This window comes from Serratia sp. BNK-4 (assembly GCF_048685115.1).
Lineage (GTDB): Bacteria > Pseudomonadota > Gammaproteobacteria > Enterobacterales > Enterobacteriaceae > Serratia > Serratia bockelmannii.
In genome coordinates, this window is sequence record NZ_JBLQTM010000001.1 from 5,029,434 (window position 1) to 5,052,015 (window position 22,582).

A 22,582-nucleotide genomic window follows, 5' to 3' on the forward strand; every position below is an offset into this window, starting at 1 on the left:
CAAAAGCGGTCAATAACGATCGGGCGCAGGCAAACACAACAGGTACGTTCACAACGACAGATGGGGATTTGCGGATGAAATTAACAACAGGTAAGGCACTGCTGGCGGGTTGTATTGCGATGGCCATGAGCCAGGCGGCCATGGCGAAAGACATCAAGGTGGCGATCGTCGGGGCAATGTCCGGCCCGGTCGCGCAGTATGGCGACATGGAGTTTACCGGCGCGCGCCAGGCGATTGCCGACATCAACGCCAAGGGCGGCATCAAGGGCGACAAGCTGGTCGGCGTGGAATACGACGACGCCTGCGACCCGAAACAGGCAGTTGCGGTCGCCAACAAGGTGATCAACGACGGTATTCGCTACGTGATCGGCCACCTGTGCTCCTCATCCACCCAGCCGGCGTCCGATATCTATGAAGACGAAGGCGTGATCATGATTACCCCGGCGGCCACCAACGCGGATCTGACTACCCGTGGCTACAAGATGATCCTGCGCACCACCGGCCTGGATTCGGATCAGGGCCCGACCGCCGCCAAATACATCCTCAGCGACATCAAGCCGAAGCGCATCGCCGTGGTGCACGACAAGCAGCAATACGGCGAAGGCCTGGCGCGCTCGGTGCGCGACAGCCTGAAAAAACAGGGCACCGAAGTGGCGATGTTCGAAGGCATCACCGCCGGCGACAAAGACTTCTCCACCCTGGTGGCGCGCCTGAAGAAAGAAAATATCGACTTCGTGTACTTCGGCGGTTACTACCCGGAAATGGGCCAGATCCTGCGTCAGGCCAAGCAGGCCGGGTTGACCACTCGCTTCATGGGGCCGGAAGGCGTGGGCAACTCCTCGCTGTCCAACATCGCCGGCGCCGCCTCGGAAGGCATGCTGGTGACGCTGCCGAAACGCTACGATCAGGTGCCTGCTAACCAGCCGATCGTCGATGCGCTGAAAGCCAAGAAGCTGGATCCGACCGGCCCGTTCGTCTGGACCACCTATGCTGCGCTGCAGTCGCTGACCACCGGCATGGAGCGCAGCGGCAGCCAGGAGCCGGCGGACATCGTCAAGGATCTGAAAACCGGCAAGCCGGTGGACACCGTGATGGGGCCGCTGACCTGGGATGACAAGGGCGATCTGAAAGGCTTCGAGTTCGGCGTGTTCGAATGGCATGCCAACGGCACGTCCACACCGATCAAATAAGCCATAATGATTAGGGTGGGGCGCAGCCCGCTGCGCCCGGCGGGTCGGCTTGCCGGCCCCGTCTCCCTTTACCCGCCGGTTCTGCGCCGGCGGGGTTCGCAGCCAAGGGTTCAGAGTATGTCAGAGCAACTCCTCTATTTTCTGCAGCAGATGTTCAACGGCTTAACGTTGGGCAGCACCTATGCATTGATCGCCATCGGTTACACCATGGTTTACGGCATCATCGGCATGATCAACTTCGCCCACGGCGAGGTGTACATGATCGGCAGCTATGTCTCCTTTATCGTTATCGCCGCCCTGATGATGCTCGGCATCGACGTCGGTTGGCTGCTGATCGGCGCCGCGTTCCTGGTCTCGATCGTTATCGCCAGTGCCTACGGCTGGAGCATCGAACGGGTGGCCTACAAGCCGGTGCGCAACTCCAAGCGCCTGATTGCGCTGATCTCGGCCATCGGCATGTCGATATTCCTGCAAAACTACGTCAGCCTGACGCAGGGCTCACGCGATCTGGCGCTGCCTAGCCTAGTGACCGGCCAGTGGGTGCTGGGAGAAAGCAACGGCTTCGCCGCCACCATCAGCACCATGCAGCTGACCATCTGGCTCGTGACCTTCCTGGCGATGCTGGCGCTGACGCTGTTTATCCGCTATTCACGCATGGGCCGCGCCTGCCGCGCCTGTGCGGAAGATCTGAAGATGGCCAGCCTGCTGGGCATCAACACCGACCGGGTGATCTCGCTGACCTTCGTTATCGGAGCGGTGATGGCGGCGGTGGCCGGGGTGTTGCTCGGCCAGTTCTACGGCGTCATCAACCCTTACATCGGGTTTATGGCCGGTATGAAAGCCTTCACCGCCGCGGTTCTGGGCGGCATCGGCAGCATTCCCGGTGCGATGATTGGCGGCCTGGTACTGGGCGTGGCGGAAGCGCTGACCTCTGCCTACCTGAGCACCGAATACAAAGACGTGGTGTCGTTCGCGCTGCTGATCGTGGTGCTGCTGATCATGCCGACCGGCATCCTCGGGCGTCCGGAGGTTGAGAAAGTATGAAACTCAATCTGCTCAATGCGCTGATCGCCACGGCGGTGCTGTTCGTGATGGCGTCGTTCCTGATGGGCATGCAGCTCAGCCTGGACGGCACCAAGCTGGTGGTGCACGGCGCGGCGGAAGTGCGCTGGATGTGGATCGGCATCGGCTGCGTCATCGTCTTTTTCTTCCAGCTGTTGCGCCCGCTGCTGCAGCAGGGATTGAAAAAAGTCTCCGGCCCGGCGTTCGTGCTGCCGAGCTTCGACGGCACCACGCCGCGGCAAAAGCTGCTGGCGGCTTTGCTCATCGTCGCGGCGGTCGCCTGGCCGTTCCTGGTCTCGCGCGGCACGGTGGATATTGCCACCCTGACGCTGATCTACGTGATGCTGGGCCTCGGCCTCAACGTGGTGGTGGGCTTGTCCGGTCTGCTGGTGCTCGGCTACGGCGGTTTCTACGCCATCGGCGCCTACACCTATGCGCTGCTGAATCACTATTACGGCCTCGGCTTTTGGGAGAGCCTGCCGCTGGCGGGTATCGTCACCGCCGCTTTCGGCTTCCTGCTCGGTTTCCCGGTGCTGCGGCTGCGCGGCGACTATCTGGCGATCGTGACGCTCGGCTTCGGCGAAATCGTGCGCATCCTGCTGCTGAACAATACCGAGATCACCGGCGGGCCGAACGGCATCAGCCAGATCCCGAAACCGACCTTCTTCGGCCTGGAGTTCAACCGCAGCCTGCGCGACGGCGGCTGGGATACCTTCCATAACTTCTTCGGCCTGAAATACGATCCGAGCGATCGCATCGTATTCCTGTACCTGGTGGCGCTGCTGCTGGTGGTGCTGACGCTGTTCGTCATCAACCGCCTGCTGCGCATGCCGCTCGGGCGCGCCTGGGAAGCGCTGCGCGAAGACGAGATCGCCTGCCGCTCGCTGGGCCTCAGCCCGACGCGCATCAAGCTGACCGCCTTTACCATCAGCGCCGCTTTCGCCGGGTTTGCCGGCACGCTGTTTGCCGCGCGCCAGGGGTTCGTCAGCCCGGAATCCTTCACCTTCGTCGAGTCGGCCTTCGTGTTGGCGATCGTCGTACTGGGGGGCATGGGCTCGCAGTTCGCGGTCATTCTGGCGGCAATCCTGCTGGTGGTGTCGCGCGAGCTGATGCGCGATCTGAATGAGTACAGCATGTTGCTGCTGGGTGCGCTGATGGTGCTGATGATGATTTGGCGGCCGCAGGGGCTGTTGCCGATGAAACGGCCGCAGTTGAAGCTGCAGGCGGCGGACATTCACGCGGGCAAGGGGGAACAGGCATGAGCGTTCAACCTTTACTGCAGGTAGAGGGCCTGTCGATGCGTTTCGGCGGGCTACTGGCGGTCAACAATGTGGCGCTGACGCTGAACGAAGGCGAAATCGTGTCGCTGATCGGCCCCAACGGCGCCGGTAAGACCACGGTGTTCAACTGCCTGACCGGTTTTTACCGCCCGACCGGCGGCACCATCAAATTGCGCGATCGCCACCTGGAAGGGTTGGCGGGGCAGGCCATCGCCCGCATGGGCGTGGTGCGCACCTTCCAGCATGTGCGGCTGTTCCGTGAAATGACGGTGATTGAGAACCTGCTGGTGGCGCAGCATCAGCACCTGAAAAGCGGCGTGTTCGCCGGGCTGCTGAAAACTCCGGCCTTCCGCCGCGCCGAAGCTGAGGCGCTGGCGCGTGCGGCGGAGTGGCTGGAGCGCGTCGGCCTGCTGGAGATGGCCAACCGTTCGGCGGGCAACCTGGCCTACGGGCAGCAGCGGCGGCTGGAGATCGCCCGCTGCATGGTGACCCGGCCGGAGCTGCTGATGCTGGACGAACCGGCCGCCGGCCTCAACCCGAAAGAGACCGACGAGCTGGATCACCTGATCGTCGAGCTGCGCGATCGGCATAAGGTCTCGGTGTTGCTGATCGAGCACGACATGAAGCTGGTGATGGGCATTTCCGACCGCATTTACGTGGTGAATCAGGGCACGCCGCTGGCGCAGGGCACACCGGCGGAGATCCGCAACAACCCGGACGTGATCCGGGCTTATTTGGGCGAAGAATAATATGTTGTCATTCAATCAGGTATCCGCCCATTACGGCAAAATTCAGGCGCTGCATCAGGTCAGTCTCACGATAAGTCAGGGCGAAATCGTGACGTTAATCGGCGCCAACGGCGCCGGTAAAACCACGTTGCTCGGCACCTTGTGCGGCGAACCGCGCGCCAGCGAAGGCAGCATCGTCTTTCAGGACCAGGACATCACCCAGTGGCAAACCTCGCGCATCATGCGCGAAGCGGTGGCGATCGTGCCGGAAGGGCGGCGCGTCTTCTCGCGCATGACGGTGGAAGAAAACCTGGCGATGGGCGGCTTCTTCGCCGATCGCCAGCAGTATCAACAGCGCATTGAACGGGTGTTCACGCTGTTCCCGCGCCTGCTGGAGCGCCGAAGCCAGCGTGCCGGCACCATGTCCGGCGGCGAACAGCAGATGTTGGCCATCGGCCGCGCGCTGATGAGTCAGCCGAAGCTGCTGCTGCTCGACGAGCCCTCGCTGGGGCTGGCGCCGATCATTATCCAGCAGATTTTCGACATCATTCAGCAACTGCGGGAAGAGGGCATGACCATCTTCCTGGTGGAGCAAAACGCCAATCAGGCGCTGAAATTGGCGGACCGCGGTTATGTGCTGGAAAACGGCCGCGTGGTGTTGGAAGATACGGGGGCTGCATTGTTAGCCAACGAAGCAGTGAGGTCGGCGTATCTGGGCGGTTAATCCGCCCCCTACGAATTAAAATAATCAGGTACGAGAAGAAGAAATGAAGACAGAAGGGTTACTCGCGCAGCGCATCGTTAACGTAAAAAGTTCGGCCATCCGTGAATTGCTTAAGCACAGCAAGATGGAACACGTCATTTCGCTGGCGGGCGGCATCCCCTCTGATGCGCTGTTCGATTTCGAAGGATTGAGCATCGCCACCCAGCAGGCGATCACCGAACAGCCGAAAAGCGCGTTCCAGTATGGCCTGACCGAAGGCAGCCCGCTGCTGCGTGAGCGTATTTGCGCGCTGTGCGCCGAGCGCGGCGTCACCGCTGGCGCGGAAGAGGTAATGGTCACCGCCGGCTCTCAGCAGGCTCTGGATTTGGTGATGCGCGCCATCGTCAACCCAGGCGATGTGTTCGTGGTGGAGCGCCCGACCTACCTGGCGGCGCTGCAAACGCTGGAGCTGGCGGAGGCCAACATCATGTCGGTCTCGTCCGACAGCGACGGCATGGTGGTGGAAGAGCTGGCCGAGCTGCTGAAAACCCAGCGCATCAAGGGCGTGTACGTGGTGCCGAACTTCGGCAACCCCAGCGGCATCACCCTCAGCGCCGCGCGCCGTGAACTGCTGGTGAAGCTGGCTGCTGAACATAACTTCCTGATCATCGAAGACGATCCGTACGGCGAATTGCGTTTCACCGAAGAGCGCCACCCGACGCTGCATCAGGTGTCACAGCAGGTGCTGGGCAACACTGACCACATCATCTATACCTCGACCTTCTCCAAGATCCTGGCGCCGGGCCTGCGCTTGGGCTGGGCGATCCTGCCGCCGTTCCTGCTGCACAAAGTGGCGATCATCAAACAGGCGGCGGATCTGCACGCCAGCGCGTTGTCGCAGAGCATCGTCGAATGCTATCTCGGCCTGGATCGCCTGCCGGCGCAGATCGACAAGATCCGCGCCGCTTACAAGCAAAAGGGCGAGATCCTGGCCGGTTTGGTGGAGCAGGAGCTGGGCGACTACATCACCTTCGATAAGCCGAAGGGCGGCATGTTCCTGTGGGCGCGCTTCCGCCAGCCGTTCAACGCCACCGAATGGCTGAACACGACCTTGCAGCAGGGTGTGGTGTTCGTGCCGGGGGAATACTTCTTCTCCGACAACCCGGATCGTTCAACCTTCCGCCTGTCGTTCGCCACCGCCACCGAGCAGCAGATGCAAGAAGCGGTGGCGCGCCTGCGCCGTTCGCTGTAATCCTCGCGGCGGCGGAGCCCATGCCCGCCGCCGACATCAAACCGCCATCTTCACTTCACCTTGCCGTCATGTGGCTGTCATATAACGGTTATTTTTCTGTCATCCGCGCATGGCATGTTAGCTTCCGAACAAAAAACTGATTCTTTTCGCTCACGCGCTTTTACACCAGCTTTTTCAGGAGTTAGGCATGCTCACCTACGCTATTCGCAAAACCACGCTGTGCGTCGCGTTGACCCTGGCGGTCAGCACTCAGGCGCTGGCGGCGACAGAAATCCCGTTCTGGCATTCAATGGAAGGTGAACTGGGTAAGGAAGTGGATTCCCTGGCGGATCGCTTCAATCAGTCGCACAGCGACGTCAAGATTGTGCCGGTTTATAAAGGCAACTACGAACAGAGCCTGGCGGCGGGCATCGCTGCTTACCGCTCCGGCAAGGCGCCGGCGATCCTGCAGGTTTACGAGGTGGGCACCGCCACCATGATGGCCAGCAAAGCCATCAAACCGGTCTATGAAGTGTTTAAAGAGGCCGGCATCAACTTCGACGAGTCGGTGTTCGTGCCGACGGTGGCCGGCTATTACACCGACAACAAGAGCGGACATCTGCTGTCGCAGCCGTTCAACAGCTCCACGCCGGTGCTGTACTACAACAAAGATGCCTTCAAAAAGGCCGGCCTAAACCCGGACCAGCCGCCGAAAACCTGGCAGGAGCTGGCGGCGGATACCGCCAAGCTGCGTGAGGCCGGCATGAAGTGCGGCTACGCCAGCGGCTGGCAGGGTTGGATCCAGCTGGAGAACTTCAGCGCTTGGCACGGCGTGCCGTTCGCCAGTGAAAACAACGGTTTCGGCGGCACCAACGCCAAGCTGGAGTTCAACCAACCGCTGCAGGTCAAGCACATCGCGCTGCTGGAGGCGATGAACAAGAAGGGCGACTTTACCTACTTTGGCCGCAAAGACGAATCCACCGAGAAGTTCTATAACGGCGACTGCGCCATCACCACCGCCTCTTCCGGTTCGCTGGCGGACATCAAGCACTACGCCAAATTCAACTACGGCGTCGGCATGATGCCGTACGACGCCGACGCGAAAAACGCGCCGCAGAACGCCATCATCGGCGGGGCCAGTCTGTGGGTGATGAACGGCAAAGACGCCGCCACCTACAAGGGCGTGGCCGAGTTCCTGCAGTACCTGGCGCAGCCGGAAATCGCCGCCGAATGGCACCAGAAGACCGGCTATCTGCCGATCACCACCGCGGCTTACGATCTGACCAAGCAGCAGGGCTTCTACGACAAGAACCCGGGTGCCGACGTCGCCACTCGCCAGATGCTGAACAAGCCGCCGTTGCCGTTCACCAAGGGCCTGCGCCTGGGCAACATGCCACAGATCCGCAGCGTGGTGGATGAGGAGCTGGAAGGCGTGTGGACCGGCAAGAAAACGCCACAGCAGGCGTTGGACGCCGCCGTACAGCGCGGTGACGTGCTGCTGCGCCGCTTCGAAGCATCGACCAAGTAACCCTGCGTCGCGAGCCCGACAGACCGGGCTCGCATCTTCACGCCGATCCTTCCTTACCCGATCAATGGTTTAACTGCTATGTCATCTTCCCGTCCCGGTTTCGGCTGCAGCTGGTTGCCCTATGCGTTGGTGCTGCCGCAGCTGCTGATTACCGCCGTCTTCTTTTTATGGCCCGCCGGCGAAGCGCTGTGGTATTCGGTGCAGAGCCTCGATCCGTTCGGCCTATCCAGCCAGTTTGTCGGGCTGGATAACTTTAAACAGCTGTTCCAGGATCCTTACTACCTCGACTCGTTCTACACCACGCTGATCTTCAGCTTCCTGGTGGCGGGCATCGGGCTGGCGGTTTCGCTGTTCTTCGCCGCGCTGGTGGACTACGTGCTGCGCGGCAGCCGCCTCTATCGCACGCTGATGATCCTGCCCTACGCGGTGGCGCCGGCGGTGGCGGCGGTATTGTGGATCTTTCTGTTCAACCCCGGCCTGGGGCTGATCACCCATTTCCTCAACGGGCTGGGCTATAACTGGAACCATGCGCAAAACAGCGGCCAGGCGATGTTCCTGGTGGTGCTGGCCTCGGTATGGCAGCAGATAAGCTATAACTTCCTGTTTTTCCTCGCGGCGCTGCAGTCTATCCCGCGTTCGCTGGTGGAAGCGGCAGCCATCGATGGCGCCGGCCCGGTGCGGCGCTTCTTCCATCTGGTGCTGCCGCTGATCGCGCCGGTGAGCTTCTTCCTGCTGGTGGTCAATCTGGTGTACGCCTTCTTCGATACCTTCCCGGTGATCGACGCCGCCACCGGCGGCGGGCCGGTGCAGTCCACCACCACGTTGATCTACAAGATCTACCGCGAAGGCTTTGCCGGGCTGGATCTCTCCAGCTCCGCCGCACAGTCGGTGATCCTGATGCTGCTGGTGATCGGCCTGACGGTGATCCAGTTCCGCTTCGTTGAACGTAAGGTGCGCTATCAATGATTGAGAATCGACGCGGGCTGGACATCTTCAGCCATGTGATGCTGGTTATCGGCGTGCTGGTGGTGCTGTTCCCGCTGTACGTGGCCTTTGTCGCCGCCACGCTGGATGACAAACAGGTGTTTCAGGTGCCGATGACGCTGGTGCCCGGCGGCCACCTGTGGGAGAACATTCGCAATATCTGGCAGGGCGGCGTGGGCAACCTCAAGGTGCCGTTCTCGCTGCTGCTGCTCAACAGCGTGATCATGGCGTTGGCGATCACCTGCGGCAAAATCGCGGTGTCGGTACTGTCGGCTTACGCCATCGTGTATTTCCGTTTCCCGCTGCGCAGCCTGTTTTTCTGGCTGATTTTCCTCACCCTGATGTTGCCGGTGGAAGTGCGCATTTTCCCGACGGTGGAGGTGATCTCCAACCTCAACCTGCTGGACAGCTATACCGGCCTGACGCTGCCGCTGATGGCCTCGGCCACCGCTACCTTCCTGCTGCGCCAGTTCTTCATGACGCTGCCGGATGAGCTGCTGGAGGCGGCGCGCATCGACGGCGCCGGGCCGATGCGTTTCTTCTGGGACATCGTGCTGCCGCTGTCGAAAACCAATCTGGCGGCGCTGTTTGTCATCACCTTTATCTACGGTTGGAACCAATATCTGTGGCCGATCCTGATCACCAGCGACGCTTCGATGGGCACCGCGGTGGCGGGCATCAAGAGCATGATCTCCACTTCCGGCGCGCCGACCCAGTGGAACCAGGTGATGGCGGCGATGATTCTAACTTTATTGCCACCGCTGGCGGTGGTGCTTCTGATGCAGCGCTGGTTTGTGCGCGGTCTGGTTGATAGCGAGAAATAACGACGATGGCAGGATTAAAACTACAGGCGGTCACCAAGTCTTACGACGGTAAAACGCCGGTGATCAAACAGATCGACCTCGACGTGGCGGACGGTGAATTCATCGTGATGGTCGGCCCGTCCGGCTGCGGCAAATCTACGCTGCTGCGTATGGTGGCCGGGCTGGAGCGCACTACCAGCGGCGATATCTATATCGATACCCGGCGCGTGACCGATCTGGAGCCCAAGGATCGCGGCATCGCGATGGTGTTCCAGAACTACGCGCTCTATCCGCACATGAGCGTGTACGACAACATGGCTTACGGCCTCAAGATCCGCGGTTTCGGCAAGGAGCATATCCGCCAGCGGGTGGAGGAAGCGGCGCGCATCCTGGAGCTGGAGCCGCTGCTCAAGCGCAAACCGCGCGAACTTTCCGGCGGCCAGCGCCAGCGGGTGGCGATGGGGCGCGCCATCGTGCGCGAACCGGCGGTATTCCTGTTCGATGAGCCGCTGTCCAACCTGGACGCCAAGCTGCGGGTGCAGATGCGCCTGGAGCTGCAACAGCTGCACCGCCGTCTGAAAACCACCAGCCTGTACGTGACTCACGACCAGGTGGAGGCGATGACGCTGGCGCAGCGGGTGATCGTGATGAATAAGGGCGTGGCAGAGCAGATCGGCACCCCGAGTGAAGTGTACCAACGGCCGGCTTCGCTGTTCGTCGCCGGCTTTATCGGCTCGCCGGCGATGAACCTGCTGCCCGGCACCCTGAGCGCCGACGGCGGCCAGCTGCTGTTGGCGGACGGCATGACGCTGCCGCTGCCGGCGGCCAAGCCGCAGTGGGCGGGGCGGCCGTTGACGCTGGGTATTCGGCCGGAGCATATTCAATTGGTGGCGCAAGGCCAGGGCGTGCCGCTGCAGCTGCAGACGCTGGAACTGCTGGGAGCCGACAATCTGGCGCACGGCCAGTGGGGCGGTCACGGGGTGATCGCGCGGCTGTCGCATGAAACCTTGCCGACGGCGGGCAGTACGCTATATTTGCAGCTGCCTGCTCAGGCGCTGCACTTCTTTGACACCCACAGCGGATTACGGATGGATTGATGACAAGACCCTGGCCTTACCCTCATATTGTCGCCCACCGCGGCGGCGGTTCTCTGGCGCCGGAAAATACCCTGGCGGCGATCGACGTCGGCGCGCGCCACGGCCACAAGATGATCGAGTTCGACGCCAAGCTGGCGCAGGACGGGCAAATTTTCCTGCTGCACGACGACACGCTGGATCGCACCAGCAACGGTTGGGGCGTGGCGGGCGAGCTGCCGTGGGACAAACTGGTGCAGCTGGACGCCGGCAACTGGTACAGCTCGGCCTTCAAGGGCGAACGGTTGCCGCTGCTGTCGGAGGTGGCGGAACGCTGCCGGGAACACGGCCTGATGGCCAATATCGAGATCAAACCGACCACCGGCAGCGACGATGAAACCGGCCGGGTGGTGGCGCTGGCGGCGCGGTTGCTGTGGCAAGGGCAGACCGATCCGCTGCTTTCTTCCTTCTCGGTAGAAGCGCTGGCGGCGGCGCAGCGCACCGTGCCGGATTTGCCGCGCGGCTTGCTGCTGGAGGCCTGGGACGACAACTGGCGCGAGCTGACGGAGCGTCTGGACTGCGTCTCGCTGCATATCGACCACAAAGCGCTGACCGCCGAGCGGGTGAAAGCGTTGAAAGACGCCGGGCTGCGTATTTTGGTGTATACCGTCAACCAACCGGATCGCGCGCGCCTGCTGCTCGACTGGGGCGTTGACTGCATTTGCACCGACCGGATAGATTTGATTGGCCCGGCTTTTTAATCCGGCGCCGATGAATCCCGCGACGACAAGCCTTGCCGCCGCACCACCGGAAGGAATGCGATGCCTGGCTTTATCCTGTCACTGTGGCACCAGATCGTGCTGTCTTTACCGCTGTTCGTCCTGATCGCATTGGGTTATGGGCTGATTCGCTGGGGGAAATGGCCCTCCAGCATCACCGATGGCCTGACGCGCTTCGTGTTTTCCCTCGCCTTGCCCGCCATGCTGTTTCGCATGATGTGCGACTTCTCGCAGCGCCCGGCGGTCGACGCCCGGCTGCTGATCGCGTTCTTTGGCAGTTGCCTGATCGTATTTGTGCTTGGCCGCCTGGTCGCCCGGCACCTCTTCCGGTTGGATGGCGTCGCCGGATCGGTGTTTGCGTTAGGCGGTATTTTCTCCAATAACGTGATGCTCGGTTTACCTATCGCCAGCGTAATGCTGGGGCAGGCGGCGATCCCGTCGGTGGCGCTGGTGCTGGTGTTCAACGGCCTGATCCTGTGGACGCTGGTGACGGTGTCGATCGAATGGGCGCGCAACGGCTCGCCGACGTTGAGTGGTTTCGCTAAAACCGCGCGCAGCGTGCTGACCAACCCGCTGATCGTCGGCATTTTGTCCGGCACGCTGTTTAGCCTGACCGGCTTGCCGCTGCCGGACTTCGTCGATCGACCGGTCAGCATGCTCGGCCAGGTGGCGGCGCCGCTGTCGCTGGTGGTGCTTGGCATGGGGCTTGCCGAGTACCGCATCAGCGAAGGCTGGCAGCTGAGCAGCGCCATCTGCGTGCTGAAGTTGCTGGTGCAGCCGCTAGTGATTTGGCTGCTGGCCTGGATGATGGATCTGCCGCCGATGGAAACCCGCGTTGTTGTGCTACTTGGATCGATGGCGGTGGGGGTGAACGTCTACCTGATGTCGCGCCAGTTCAATACGCTCACCGGCCCGGCCGCCACCAGCCTGGTGATGTCTACCGTGCTGGCGGCGATCACCACGCCGCTGATCCTCACCGTTATGGGCGTGAGGGCGTAGCCGGCATCGGCGCCTGTGGCACCGCCGGCGCGGTGCGATTGAACGGATCGCGCGGCTGATTGCCGTTAGGCAGCAGTTGCCCGCCGTTCGGCGTGGTTTGCATCAGCTGTTGCCGCTGATTGTCGAACTGCCGCTGTTGCTGCAGGCGGCGTTGATCCATCTGCCGGTTGTTCAACAGGCGCTGTTGCTGCGCTTGCTGGTTGTTTTGGTTGAGTAACTGCTGCTGTGAGCGCAGGTCGGTTACGCCGTTGGCCGCCGCCGCCAACCCAGGCAGCAACAGCAGAGCGAACAGAATGTGAGACGTTTTCATGATGGTTACCTCGCCTTTCTATTAAGCCTAACCCAACGGTGAAATTTTGCCGGTAGTTTGTCTTTTGTTCAGATGTAAACTGCCTTTCATCCCCTTAGGCGTCCATCTTCCGTTACAATCGCCCTTTCGGTCTTTTTAGGGTGAACCCATCGTGCTGCTTTTGGTTATAACCACCATTCTGTGGGCATTTTCTTTCAGCCTGATTGGCGAGTACCTGGCGGGCCACGTCGACAGCGGATTCTCGGCGCTGGTGCGCATCGGGCTGGCGGCGCTGGTGTTTCTGCCGTTTCTGCGTTGGCGCAACATCAAACTCAAGGTGATCCTGCTGTATATGCTGGTGGGCGCCTTCCAGCTGGGCATCATGTACCTGTTCAGCTTCCGCGCCTATCTCTACCTGACGGTACCCGAATTCCTGCTGTTCACCGTGTTGACGCCGTTGTATATCACGTTGATCTACGATTTGCTGAGCGGCCGACGCCTGCGTTGGGGCTACGTCTTCAGCGCGCTGCTGGCGGTGCTGGGCGCGGCGATCATTCGCTATCACCAACTGAGTGAACACTTCTGGTGGGGGCTGCTGTTGGTGCAGGCGGCGAATATCAGCTTCGCCATCGGCATGGTCGGCTATAAGCGCCTGATGGAAGTGCACCCCTTGCCGCAGCACACCGCCTTTTCCTGGTTCTACCTGGGGGCGGCGGTGGTGGCGGTGGTGGCCTGGTTCCTGTGGGGTAACCCGCAGCAGCTGCCAACCACCAACCTGCAGTGGGGCGTGCTGATCTGGCTGGGCGTGGTGGCGTCGGGACTGGGTTACTTCATGTGGAACTATGGCGCGACGCAGGTCGATGCCGGCACGCTCGGCATCATGAACAACATGCATGTGCCGGCCGGGCTGCTGGTCAATCTGGCCATCTGGCAGCAGCAGCCGCACTGGCCGAGCTTTATCATCGGCGGGGCGGTGATCGTCGCTTCACTGTGGGTGCATCGACGCTGGGTGGCGCCGAAGCAGCTCGGCTAAACGGGGGCCGGCAGTTTATACGCCGGCCGCCAACGCTTTGGCGCCGGTCGCGCCAGGGCGTGCGGCGTCGCGCACGAACGGCAGATGATCGCAGGCGTGCTGGCGGGCCGAGCGGATAAAGGCTTCGGTCACCGCCTGGCGCTGTTCACCGTCGCGCACGGCGGCGTACAGGCGGCTCCACAGGCCGTCACCCAGGGTTTTGGTCACCACCAGCCCCTGCCGTTCGAAACTCTCCACCACCCAGTGCGGCAGCGCCGCAATCCCCATCCGCGCCGATACCATCTGGATCAGCAGCAGCGTGTTATCGACGTTCTTCAATGCCGGGTTGACGCCCGCCGGCTGCAGGAAATGCCGCCAGATATCCAGCCGTTGGCGCTGCACCGGGTAAATCAACAGTGTTTCATCGCTCAAGTCTTCCGGCTCGATGTGCGGCTTGCCGGCGAGCGGATGATCCGGCGCCAGCACCAGACGCACCTCGAAATCGAACATCGGCGAATAGTGCAGGCCGCTGCGCGGCAGAATATCCGACGTCATCACCAGATCCAGCTCGCCCTGTTGCAGGGCCGGCTGCGGATCGAAAGTGACGCCGGAGGTGAAGTCCATCACCACCTGCGGGAAACGCTGGCGGAAGTTGTCCAGCGCCGGCGTCAGCCACTGAATGCAGCTGTGGCATTCGATGGCGATGCGCAGCGTGGTCTGATGCGGCTCGTGGCAGGCCTGCAGCGCCTGTTGGATCTGCGGGAGGACCTGCTCCGCCAGCTGCAGCAGGATCTCGCCCTGGGCGGTGAAGCGCAAGGGCTGGCTCTTGCGCACGAACAGCTTGAAGCCCAGACGTTGCTCAAGATCGCTGAACTGGTGCGACAGGGCAGACTGCGTCTGGTGAAGTTGGGCCGCCGCCCCCGCCAGCGAACCGCTGTTGCGCAGGGCCTGCAGCGTCCGTAAATGTTTCAGTTCGATCATGAGAGTCCTTCACATTGACAGTGAATAAATTGCGCTTGTGGTTAATACAGTACCTGCTGATTATGGATGTGTAAACATCTGGACGGCTAAATGGGGAATATGACGATGGCAATTTTGAATCACACACTGGGTTTTCCTCGCGTTGGGCTACGACGTGAGCTGAAAAAAGCTCAGGAAAGCTACTGGGCCGGCAACTCAACGCAGGAAGAGCTGTTGGCGGTTGGCCGCGAGCTGCGCGCTCGTCATTGGCAACAGCAACAGCAGGCCGGGGTGGATTTGGTGCCGGTCGGCGATTTCGCCTGGTACGATCATGTGTTGACCACCAGCCTGCTGCTGGGCAACGTGCCGGCGCGCCATCAGAATGCGGATGGCTCGATCGACCTGGACACGCTGTTCCGCATCGGCCGTGGCCGCGCACCGACCGGCGAGCCGGCGGCCGCGGCGGAAATGACCAAATGGTTTAACACCAACTATCACTACATGGTGCCCGAATTCCAGCAAGGCCAGCAGTTCAAACTGGGCTGGACTCAGCTGTTGGACGAAGTGGATGAAGCGCTGGCGCTCGGCCATCGCATCAAGCCGGTGCTGCTTGGCCCGGTGACTTATCTGTGGTTAGGGAAAGTGAAGGGCGAGCCGTTCGACCGCCTGTCGCTGCTGAAAGAGATCCTGCCGGTTTACCAGCAGGTGCTGGCCGAGCTGGCGAAGCGCGGCGTCGAGTGGGTGCAAATTGACGAGCCTGCACTGGTGCTGGAGCTGCCGCAAGCCTGGCTGGACGCGTTCAAACCGGCTTACGACGCGCTGCAGGGGCAGGTGAAGCTGCTGTTGACCACGTATTTCGACAGCGTAGGCCACAACCTCGACACCATTCGCACGCTGCCGGTGCAGGGGCTGCATGTCGATCTGGTCGCCGGTCATGACGATATCGCCACGCTGAGCGCCGCATTGCCGCAAGACTGGCTGCTGTCGCTGGGGGTGATCAACGGCCGCAACGTTTGGCGCGCCGATCTGAGCCGCTGGTTTGAACGTCTGCAGCCGCTGGTGGGCACCCGCCCGCTGTGGATTGGCTCCTCCTGTTCACTGCTGCACAGTCCGATCGACCTGAGCGTGGAAAGCCGTCTGGACGAAGAAGTGAAAAGCTGGTTCGCCTTCGCGCTGCAAAAATGCGCCGAGCTGGCGCTATTAAGCTCGGCGCTGAACGCGCCTGACACGACGAAACAGGCTGAACTGGACGCCTACAGCGCGCCGATCCGCGCCCGCCGTCAGTCGAGCCGCGTGCATAACCCACAGGTTGAGCGCCGGCTGGCCGCGATCACCGCGCAGGACAGCGAACGCCACAGCGCTTACGCCGAGCGCGCCAGGGCGCAGCGCGAGCGTTTCAACCTGCCGGCCTGGCCGACCACCACCATCGGTTCGTTCCCGCAGACCACCGAGATCCGCGGCCTGCGTCTGGACTTCAAACAGGGCCGTTTGGACGGCAACAACTACCGCACCAGCATCGGTGAGCACATCAAACAGGCGATCGTCGAGCAGGAACGCCTCGGGCTTGACGTACTGGTGCACGGTGAAGCCGAGCGCAATGACATGGTGGAATATTTCGGCGAGAACCTGGACGGCTTCGTGTTTACCCAGAATGGCTGGGTGCAGAGCTACGGCTCCCGCTGCGTGAAGCCGCCGGTCATCATCGGTGACGTCAGCCGCCCGGAAGCCATCACCGTCGAATGGGCCAAATTCGCCCAGTCGCTGACCGACAAGCCGGTAAAAGGCATGTTGACCGGGCCGGTGACCATCCTGTGCTGGTCGTTCCCGCGTGAAGACGTGACCCGCGAAGTGATCGCCAAGCAGATTGCGCTGGCGCTGCGCGACGAGGTGGAAGATCTGGAAAAAGCCGGTATCGGCATCATCCAGATCGACGAGCCTGCGCTGCGCGAGGGGCTGCCGCTGCGCCAATCCGACTGGGCCGCCTACCTGAATTGGGCGGTGGACGCCTTCAAACTGAATGCCGCCGTGGCGCAGGATGACACCCAGATCCACACCCACATGTGTTACTGCGAGTTCAACGACATCATGGACTCCATCGCCGCGCTGGACGCCGATGTGATCACTATCGAGACCTCGCGTTCCGATATGGATCTGCTGGAAGCCTTCAAAGAGTTCGAATACCCGAACGAAATCGGGCCGGGTGTCTACGATATCCACTCGCCGAACGTGCCGAGCGTGGAATGGATTGAAGCGTTGCTGCGTAAAGCGGCGCAGAACATCCCGGCGGAACGTCTGTGGGTCAATCCGGATTGCGGCCTGAAAACCCGTGGCTGGCCGGAAACCCGGCAGTCGCTGGCCAACATGGTATTGGCGGCGCAGCGCCTACGCGAGCACGCGTGATGCCGTGCGGCGGGTAAACCGCCGCTTATAGATTTACTGGTGTGATGATTGGGCGCTTCGGCGCCCTTTTTTATGCGCGGGAAATTATTTGACGCCGTGCTGGGCGAACCACGCCAGCATGCGCTGCCAGCCGTCCTCCGCCGCTTCGGCGTTGTAGCTGGGGCGATAGTCGGCGTTGAATGCGTGTCCGACGCCAGGATATACCACGATTTCGGCCTCGGCGTTGGCGGCGCGGATCGCCTGACGCATGGTTTCCACCGTCTCCAGCGGAATGCCGCTGTCCTGCCCGCCATACAGCCCCAGCACCGGCGTTGACAGGTGGGTGGCGACATCGACCGGATGCTTCGGTGAATTCAGCGTTTTCTCGCCGACCAGTTTGCCGTACCAGGCGACCGCCGCCTTCAACTGCGGGTTGTGCGCCGCGTACAGCCAGGTAATGCGGCCGCCCCAGCAGAAACCGGTGATCGCCAGCTTGCCGGCGTCGCCGCCGTGGCGGATAGCCCAGTGCGCGGCGTGATCCAGATCCGACAGCACCTGACGATCCGGCACCTTGGTCACCAACTGCTGGAACAGTTCGCCGATATCGGTGTAGTCGTTGGCGTCGCCCTGACGGAAATAGAGCTCGGGCGCGATTGCCAGATAGCCCTGCTTGGCCAGGCGACGGCACAGATCCTGAATGTGCTCATGGACGCCGAAGATTTCCTGTACCACCAGCACGATGGGGAAGGGGCCGTTATGGTCGGCGGGTTTGGCGACATAGGCCGGCAGCGCGTCGCCCTGAGAAGGGATGGTCGTTTGCCCGGCGTGAATGCCCTGTTCGTCGGTGATAATCGCGGAGGCGGCCAACGGCGCGGCGGCCGGGGCGAATCCCCCCTGAGCCTGTTCTAATGTCATCACATGTTCGGTTTTCATTGCGGTCTCCGTGCAATAGAAAAAAGCGCTGAGATTAACTATAGGAAAGATTACCCATTATTGGCGCTGCGTGGCGCACTTTCGGACAAGTCGATAAAAAACGGCTAATTATCTGGCTTTGCGGCATTTTTAAGCGCTTTTTATCATGTTATTACGCGTTTTGGCCCACGTAAGTGCCATAAGGTGCGTTAGAGGGCTTTTTTGTCCCTAAGCAACCGATAAGATGGGGGTATTTCGAATTGATGAGCTAAATAGTTTCAGTCGGCAACCAACGGGCAGGGAGCGGCAAGGTTTGTCGGCTAGACTGAGATTTAGCGGTGCGTTCTGGATGCGTCATAGTGATTTTTTGTGATAAAAATCACAAAAAATATGTAGCATGTAATTTGTTTCTCTTTTCATAGTGACTGTTGTCACGAAATTAAGCGGCGATTTTCAGTAGAGTGCTTTTTTGTTCCTCCCAATAAACATGATCCATGAGGAGTCTCGTATGTCTCAGTCTGATGTTTTTCATCTCGGCCTCACCAAGAACGATTTACAAGGGGCCCAGCTTGCCATCGTGCCGGGCGATCCGCAGCGCGTAGAGAAGATTGCCAAGCTGATGGAAAATCCGGTGCATCTGGCCTCCCATCGTGAATTCACTACCTGGCGCGCAGAGCTGGACGGCAAGGCGGTGATCGTCTGCTCCACCGGCATCGGCGGCCCGTCTACCTCTATCGCGGTGGAAGAGCTGGCGCAGCTGGGCATCCGCACCTTCCTGCGCATCGGCACCACCGGCGCCATTCAGGCGAACATCAACGTCGGTGACGTGCTGGTGACTACGGCGGCGGTACGCCTCGACGGTGCCAGCCTGCACTTTGCGCCGATGGAGTTTCCGGCGGTCGCGGACTTCGCCTGCACCACTGCGCTGGTGGAAGCGGCCAAGGCCAGCGGCGCGACCACCCACATTGGCGTGACCGCCTCTTCCGATACTTTCTACCCGGGCCAGGAACGTTACGATACCTACTCTGGCCGCGTCGTTAGCCGTTTCAAAGGCTCGATGGAAGAATGGCAGGCGATGGGCGTGATGAACTATGAAATGGAATCCGCGACGTTGCTGACCATGTGCGCCAGCCAGGGCCTGCGTGCCGGCATGGTGGCTGGGGTGATCGTTAACCGCACCCAGCAAGAGATCCCGAACGCCGAAACCATGAAAAACACGGAAAGCAAAGCGGTGCAGATCGTGGTGGATGCCGCCCGCCGTCTGCTGTAATCACCTTCCCTCAACGGGCCGCTGACGCGGCCCGTTGAGGTTTGTCATCAACCTCATGCCATTGCCGGGTTTGCAAAGAGCTGCGGATAACAAACAGGGAAAATCAATTCATTGATTTTCGGCTGATGACCACAAAGGAGGAAAAACCGCGTTTTTTCCTCCTTTGTCAACGAACTGAACGGGCCGCTGACGCGGCCCGTTTTTCCATTCGCGGCGAATCTGTTACGGTGATACTCCTCAGCGCTGCGCCGATGGCTGCCGCGCGTTGTCATAACAAAAACAACGAGGACGTTTATGACCGCCCAGATCCTGCTTCATCCTTCGCTTGCGCCGCTCGACGGTGGCATCAATTTCCGCGACTTCGGTGGCAACGGCGTGGCCGACGGGCGCCGCATCAAACGCGGCCTGCTGTTCCGCTCCGGTTCTCTCGAACGGCTGACGGAAAGCGACTGCACTTTCCTCGCTGGAGTGCCGGTACGTTCCGTGCTGGACTACCGCGATGCCGACGAGGTGCAAGCCAAACCGGATATTCTGTGGAATGGCGCCGACTATCACCACGTGCCGGCTAACCCGCTGAGCAGCGAAGTTAACGCCAACCTGGAAAAGCTCACCAACGAAACGCTGGCCGCTTTCGACGCCCGGGCGTTCATGCTGGAGCTGTATCGCCGCCTGCCGTTCGGCAATGCGGCCTATCAGCGGCTGGCGCAGCTGTTGAGCAACCCTGGCGGCGGCGCGATCGTGCAGCACTGCGCGGTCGGCAAGGATCGCACTGGCGTCGGTTCGGCGCTGGTGCTGTTCGCGCTGGGCGCCGACGAAGCGACGGTGCTGGAAGACTATCTGCTGACTGAAACCACGCTGGCCACTTTCCGCGAGCAGATGCTGGATCAGCTGTCTATCAAGCTGAATGCGGCGGCGCTGGAGCAATTCGCCTACGTGCTCAGCGCGCGCGAGGAGTTCCTGATGACGGCGCTGGGCTGCATCCGTCAGCAATACGGCTCCACTGACCGCTGGCTGGAAGCGGAATACGGCCTGGGCGCGGCCCAGCGCGAAGCGCTGCAGGCGTTTTACCTCGAGTAAATTACCGCGTGTTTAGCCGGGGTTTAACTCGCCCCGGCTTATCCTAGGCGGCGAATCATCGCGTATCAGGAGCCCTGCATTGAGCCTCAATGACGTTATCAACTGGGTCAGCGACGTCGTGCGTCAGCACGAAGGCTGGGCCATTCCCATCATCTTCTTCCTGGCGTTCGGTGAGTCGCTGGCGTTTTTGTCGCTGCTGCTGCCGGCCACGGTGATCCTGCTGGCGCTGGGCGCGCTGATCGGCGAAAGCGGCATCGCCTTTTGGCCGATTTGGGCCGCCGCCGCCGCCGGGGCGTTTTTCGGCGACTGGCTCTCTTACTGGATCGGCTATCACTATCAGGATCGCGTGGCCCATATGTGGCCGCTGTCGCGCAATCCGCAGCTGCTGGCGCGCGGCCATGCCTTCTTTGAGCGCTGGGGCGTGCTGGGCATTTTCATCGGCCGCTTTTTCGGCCCGCTGCGCGCCGTGGTGCCGCTGGTGGGCGGCATTTGCGGCATGCCGCAGCGCTATTTCCAACTGGCCAACGTCACGTCGGCGATGATCTGGGCGTTCGGCATTCTGGCGCCGGGGGCATTCGGCATCAAGTGGCTCAGCCAGTGGCTGGGCTGATTTCTCGCTAAATTGCGTAGCGCCGCGCAATATTGTGCGCGGCGGGCAAAATCAGGCTGGACATCCATACAGCCTCCCCTTAACGTGACGGGCAATGGGCGTGCGAAACGCCGGAACGGCAAGGTGCAACAGGAGGCAGGGTGGATACCAGTCTGATTTATGGGATTGGCGGCGTCGCGATCGGCATGCTGTTGGGGTGGCTGATCGCCAGTCTGCGGATGCAGCAGACGAATGCGCAACATGAAACCGAACTGCGGTTGCTGGAGCAAGCGTTGCAGCAGGCGCAGCAGGAAACGGCCGTGCGGCAGGATACCCTGCAGCGTCACGAGCAGCAGTTGCGCCAGAGCGAGCTGGAGCTGCGCAACCTGCACAGCCAGCTGGCAGCCGGACATGAGAAGCTGCAACAGCTCAACCATTGGCGCAACGAATGCGAACTGCTCAATCAGGAGCTGCGCGCCCAGCGCGAGGTTAACAGCGCGCAGGAGGCCGAGCTGCGCGAAGTCACCATCCGTCTGGAAGAGACGCGTATGGCGGCGGAGGAGAAGCAACGCCTGCTGATCAACAGCGAACAGCGCCTCACCACCCAGTTTGAAAATCTCGCCAACCGCATTTTTGAACACAGCGGCCGCAAGGTGGACGAGCAAAATAAGCAAAGCCTGGATCGTTTACTGCTGCCGCTGCGCGAACAGCTGGACGGTTTCCGCCGCCAGGTTCAGGACAGCTTTGGCCAGGAGGCGCGGGAGCGCCACACGCTGACGCACGAGATACGCAATCTGCAGCAGTTGAACGCGCAGATGGCGCGCGAGGCGATCAACCTCACCAAGGCGCTGAAAGGCGACAACAAAACGCAGGGCAACTGGGGCGAGGTGGTGCTGAGCCGGGTGCTGGAAGCCTCTGGCCTGCGCGAAGGGCATGAGTATGAAACGCAGGTCAACGTGCGGGTGGATCACCAGAGCCGCATGCAGCCCGATGTGATCGTACGCCTGCCGCAGGGCAAGGATGTGGTGATCGACGCCAAGATGTCGCTGATCGCCTACGAGCGCTATTTCAACGGCGAGGATGAGGCGGAGCGCGAGGCGGCGCTGAGCGAACATATCGCCTCGCTGCGCGGTCACATCCGCATGCTGGGCCGCAAGGACTATCAGCAACTGCCGGGGCTGCGCTCGCTGGACTATGTGCTGATGTTCATTCCGGTCGAGCCCGCCTTCCTGCTGGCTATCGATCGCGAGCCGGAGTTGATCAGCGAAGCGCTCAAGCACAACATCATGCTGGTCAGCCCGACCACGCTGCTGGTGGCGCTGCGTACCATCACCAACCTGTGGCGTTATGAGCATCAGAGCCAAAATGCCCAGCGCATCGCCGATCGCGCGGCGAAACTGTATGACAAGATGCGGCTGTTCGTGGACGATATGTCCGCGCTGGGGCAGAGCCTGGACAAGGCGCAGGGCAGTTATCGTCAGGCGATGAACAAACTGAGCGAAGGCCGTGGTAATCTTATCGGCCAAATTGAAGGTTTCCGCGCGCTGGGGGTTGAGGTCAAACGGCCGATCAACCCGCTGCTGGCGCAGCAAGCCGGCGCGCAACACGATGACGCGGAAGAGGCGAACGACGATGATGTCGCCGCGCTGCCGCAGACGAAAGACGATGACGATACCGCCGGGGAGCCGGGCTTCGTTTCGCACGGCTGAGGCCGTGGCGAGGTGGGGTATTCCC

Annotated in this window: 21 protein-coding genes; 18 read left to right on the top strand and 3 right to left on the bottom strand. The window is 61.4% G+C overall.

Going from position 1 to position 22,582, the window contains the following annotated elements; genetic code table 11:
- Nucleotides 1-74 precede the first annotated feature (74 nt).
- The 12 genes from ACMGGW_RS23845 (at nucleotide 75) to ACMGGW_RS23900 (ending at nucleotide 12,360) form a co-directional block, all read left to right on the top strand.
- Nucleotides 75-1,190: a branched-chain amino acid ABC transporter substrate-binding protein gene (locus tag ACMGGW_RS23845; protein ID WP_004934358.1), complete on the top strand. Its 1,116-nt coding sequence runs from the start codon at nucleotides 75-77 to the stop codon at nucleotides 1,188-1,190.
- Nucleotides 1,191-1,307: 117 nt separating this feature from the next.
- Nucleotides 1,308-2,234, top strand: coding sequence for a high-affinity branched-chain amino acid ABC transporter permease LivH (gene livH / locus ACMGGW_RS23850; RefSeq protein ID WP_015376290.1), 927 nt, complete (start codon nucleotides 1,308-1,310; stop codon nucleotides 2,232-2,234).
- The gene (locus ACMGGW_RS23855) at nucleotides 2,231-3,514 is read left to right on the top strand and encodes a high-affinity branched-chain amino acid ABC transporter permease LivM (protein ID WP_025304903.1); all 1,284 of its coding nucleotides are present in this window, start codon (nucleotides 2,231-2,233) and stop codon (nucleotides 3,512-3,514) included. The genes livH and ACMGGW_RS23855 overlap by 4 nt, the downstream gene beginning before the upstream one ends.
- Nucleotides 3,511-4,281, top strand: coding sequence for a high-affinity branched-chain amino acid ABC transporter ATP-binding protein LivG (livG, locus tag ACMGGW_RS23860; protein WP_025304904.1), 771 nt, complete (start codon nucleotides 3,511-3,513; stop codon nucleotides 4,279-4,281). Before ACMGGW_RS23855 ends, livG begins: the two co-directional genes overlap by 4 nt.
- A gap of 1 nt (nucleotide 4,282) precedes the next feature.
- Nucleotides 4,283-4,984: a high-affinity branched-chain amino acid ABC transporter ATP-binding protein LivF gene (gene livF, locus ACMGGW_RS23865; protein ID WP_025304905.1), complete on the top strand. Its 702-nt coding sequence runs from the start codon at nucleotides 4,283-4,285 to the stop codon at nucleotides 4,982-4,984.
- A gap of 43 nt (nucleotides 4,985-5,027) precedes the next feature.
- Nucleotides 5,028-6,215 (top strand): PLP-dependent aminotransferase family protein, encoded by a 1,188-nt coding sequence (locus ACMGGW_RS23870; protein ID WP_025304906.1) that lies wholly within the window; start codon nucleotides 5,028-5,030, stop codon nucleotides 6,213-6,215.
- Nucleotides 6,216-6,402: 187 nt separating this feature from the next.
- Nucleotides 6,403-7,722, top strand: coding sequence for a sn-glycerol-3-phosphate ABC transporter substrate-binding protein UgpB (ugpB, locus tag ACMGGW_RS23875; RefSeq protein WP_049209367.1), 1,320 nt, complete (start codon nucleotides 6,403-6,405; stop codon nucleotides 7,720-7,722).
- 78 nt (nucleotides 7,723-7,800) lie between these two features.
- Nucleotides 7,801-8,688, top strand: a complete 888-nt coding sequence (gene ugpA / locus ACMGGW_RS23880; protein WP_015376293.1) for a sn-glycerol-3-phosphate ABC transporter permease UgpA — start codon at nucleotides 7,801-7,803, stop codon at nucleotides 8,686-8,688.
- Entirely contained in the window at nucleotides 8,685-9,530 is an 846-nt protein-coding gene (ugpE, locus tag ACMGGW_RS23885) for a sn-glycerol-3-phosphate ABC transporter permease UgpE (RefSeq protein ID WP_025304908.1), read from the top strand. The genes ugpA and ugpE overlap by 4 nt, the downstream gene beginning before the upstream one ends.
- Nucleotides 9,531-9,535: 5 nt before the next feature.
- The gene (locus ACMGGW_RS23890; protein ID WP_043137521.1) at nucleotides 9,536-10,606 is read left to right on the top strand and encodes a sn-glycerol-3-phosphate import ATP-binding protein UgpC; all 1,071 of its coding nucleotides are present in this window, start codon (nucleotides 9,536-9,538) and stop codon (nucleotides 10,604-10,606) included.
- The gene (gene ugpQ / locus ACMGGW_RS23895; RefSeq protein WP_025304910.1) at nucleotides 10,606-11,343 is read left to right on the top strand and encodes a glycerophosphodiester phosphodiesterase; all 738 of its coding nucleotides are present in this window, start codon (nucleotides 10,606-10,608) and stop codon (nucleotides 11,341-11,343) included. The genes ACMGGW_RS23890 and ugpQ overlap by 1 nt, the downstream gene beginning before the upstream one ends.
- A gap of 60 nt (nucleotides 11,344-11,403) precedes the next feature.
- The gene (locus ACMGGW_RS23900) at nucleotides 11,404-12,360 is read left to right on the top strand and encodes an AEC family transporter (RefSeq protein WP_025304911.1); all 957 of its coding nucleotides are present in this window, start codon (nucleotides 11,404-11,406) and stop codon (nucleotides 12,358-12,360) included.
- On the opposite strand, the gene ACMGGW_RS23905 is transcribed toward ACMGGW_RS23900, so the two are convergent.
- Nucleotides 12,341-12,670 (bottom strand): hypothetical protein, encoded by a 330-nt coding sequence (locus ACMGGW_RS23905; protein ID WP_043137515.1) that lies wholly within the window; start codon nucleotides 12,668-12,670, stop codon nucleotides 12,341-12,343. The genes ACMGGW_RS23900 and ACMGGW_RS23905 overlap by 20 nt on opposite strands.
- Nucleotides 12,671-12,821: 151 nt before the next feature.
- On the opposite strand from ACMGGW_RS23905, the gene ACMGGW_RS23910 reads away from it, so the two are divergent.
- Nucleotides 12,822-13,682 carry a carboxylate/amino acid/amine transporter gene (locus tag ACMGGW_RS23910; protein WP_025304913.1) on the top strand — a complete coding sequence of 287 codons (861 nt, stop codon included), beginning with the start codon at nucleotides 12,822-12,824 and terminating at the stop codon, nucleotides 13,680-13,682.
- Between the two features lie 15 nt (nucleotides 13,683-13,697).
- On the opposite strand, the gene metR is transcribed toward ACMGGW_RS23910, so the two are convergent.
- A complete protein-coding gene (gene metR, locus ACMGGW_RS23915) occupies nucleotides 13,698-14,642 on the bottom strand; it encodes an HTH-type transcriptional regulator MetR (RefSeq protein WP_016929455.1) in 945 nt (314 codons plus the stop codon).
- Between the two features lie 90 nt (nucleotides 14,643-14,732).
- On the opposite strand from metR, the gene metE reads away from it, so the two are divergent.
- The gene (metE, locus tag ACMGGW_RS23920; RefSeq protein WP_072070321.1) at nucleotides 14,733-17,021 is read left to right on the top strand and encodes a 5-methyltetrahydropteroyltriglutamate--homocysteine S-methyltransferase; all 2,289 of its coding nucleotides are present in this window, start codon (nucleotides 14,733-14,735) and stop codon (nucleotides 17,019-17,021) included.
- 84 nt (nucleotides 17,022-17,105) lie between these two features.
- Here metE and ACMGGW_RS23925 read toward each other — a convergent pair whose 3' ends face one another.
- Nucleotides 17,106-17,933, bottom strand: a complete 828-nt coding sequence (locus tag ACMGGW_RS23925; RefSeq protein WP_025304915.1) for a dienelactone hydrolase family protein — start codon at nucleotides 17,931-17,933, stop codon at nucleotides 17,106-17,108.
- A gap of 487 nt (nucleotides 17,934-18,420) precedes the next feature.
- On the opposite strand from ACMGGW_RS23925, the gene udp reads away from it, so the two are divergent.
- The 4 genes from udp to rmuC all read left to right on the top strand — a co-directional run bounded on the left by udp (nucleotide 18,421) and on the right by rmuC (nucleotide 22,557).
- Nucleotides 18,421-19,182: a uridine phosphorylase gene (gene udp / locus ACMGGW_RS23930; protein ID WP_004934432.1), complete on the top strand. Its 762-nt coding sequence runs from the start codon at nucleotides 18,421-18,423 to the stop codon at nucleotides 19,180-19,182.
- Between the two features lie 294 nt (nucleotides 19,183-19,476).
- The gene (locus ACMGGW_RS23935) at nucleotides 19,477-20,259 is read left to right on the top strand and encodes a tyrosine-protein phosphatase (RefSeq protein WP_025304916.1); all 783 of its coding nucleotides are present in this window, start codon (nucleotides 19,477-19,479) and stop codon (nucleotides 20,257-20,259) included.
- A 79-nt stretch (nucleotides 20,260-20,338) separates the two neighbouring features.
- The gene (locus ACMGGW_RS23940; protein WP_004934438.1) at nucleotides 20,339-20,869 is read left to right on the top strand and encodes a DedA family protein; all 531 of its coding nucleotides are present in this window, start codon (nucleotides 20,339-20,341) and stop codon (nucleotides 20,867-20,869) included.
- Nucleotides 20,870-21,009: 140 nt separating this feature from the next.
- Nucleotides 21,010-22,557 carry a DNA recombination protein RmuC gene (rmuC, locus tag ACMGGW_RS23945; protein ID WP_049295068.1) on the top strand — a complete coding sequence of 516 codons (1,548 nt, stop codon included), beginning with the start codon at nucleotides 21,010-21,012 and terminating at the stop codon, nucleotides 22,555-22,557.
- The last annotated feature ends 25 nt before the right edge of the window (nucleotides 22,558-22,582 follow it).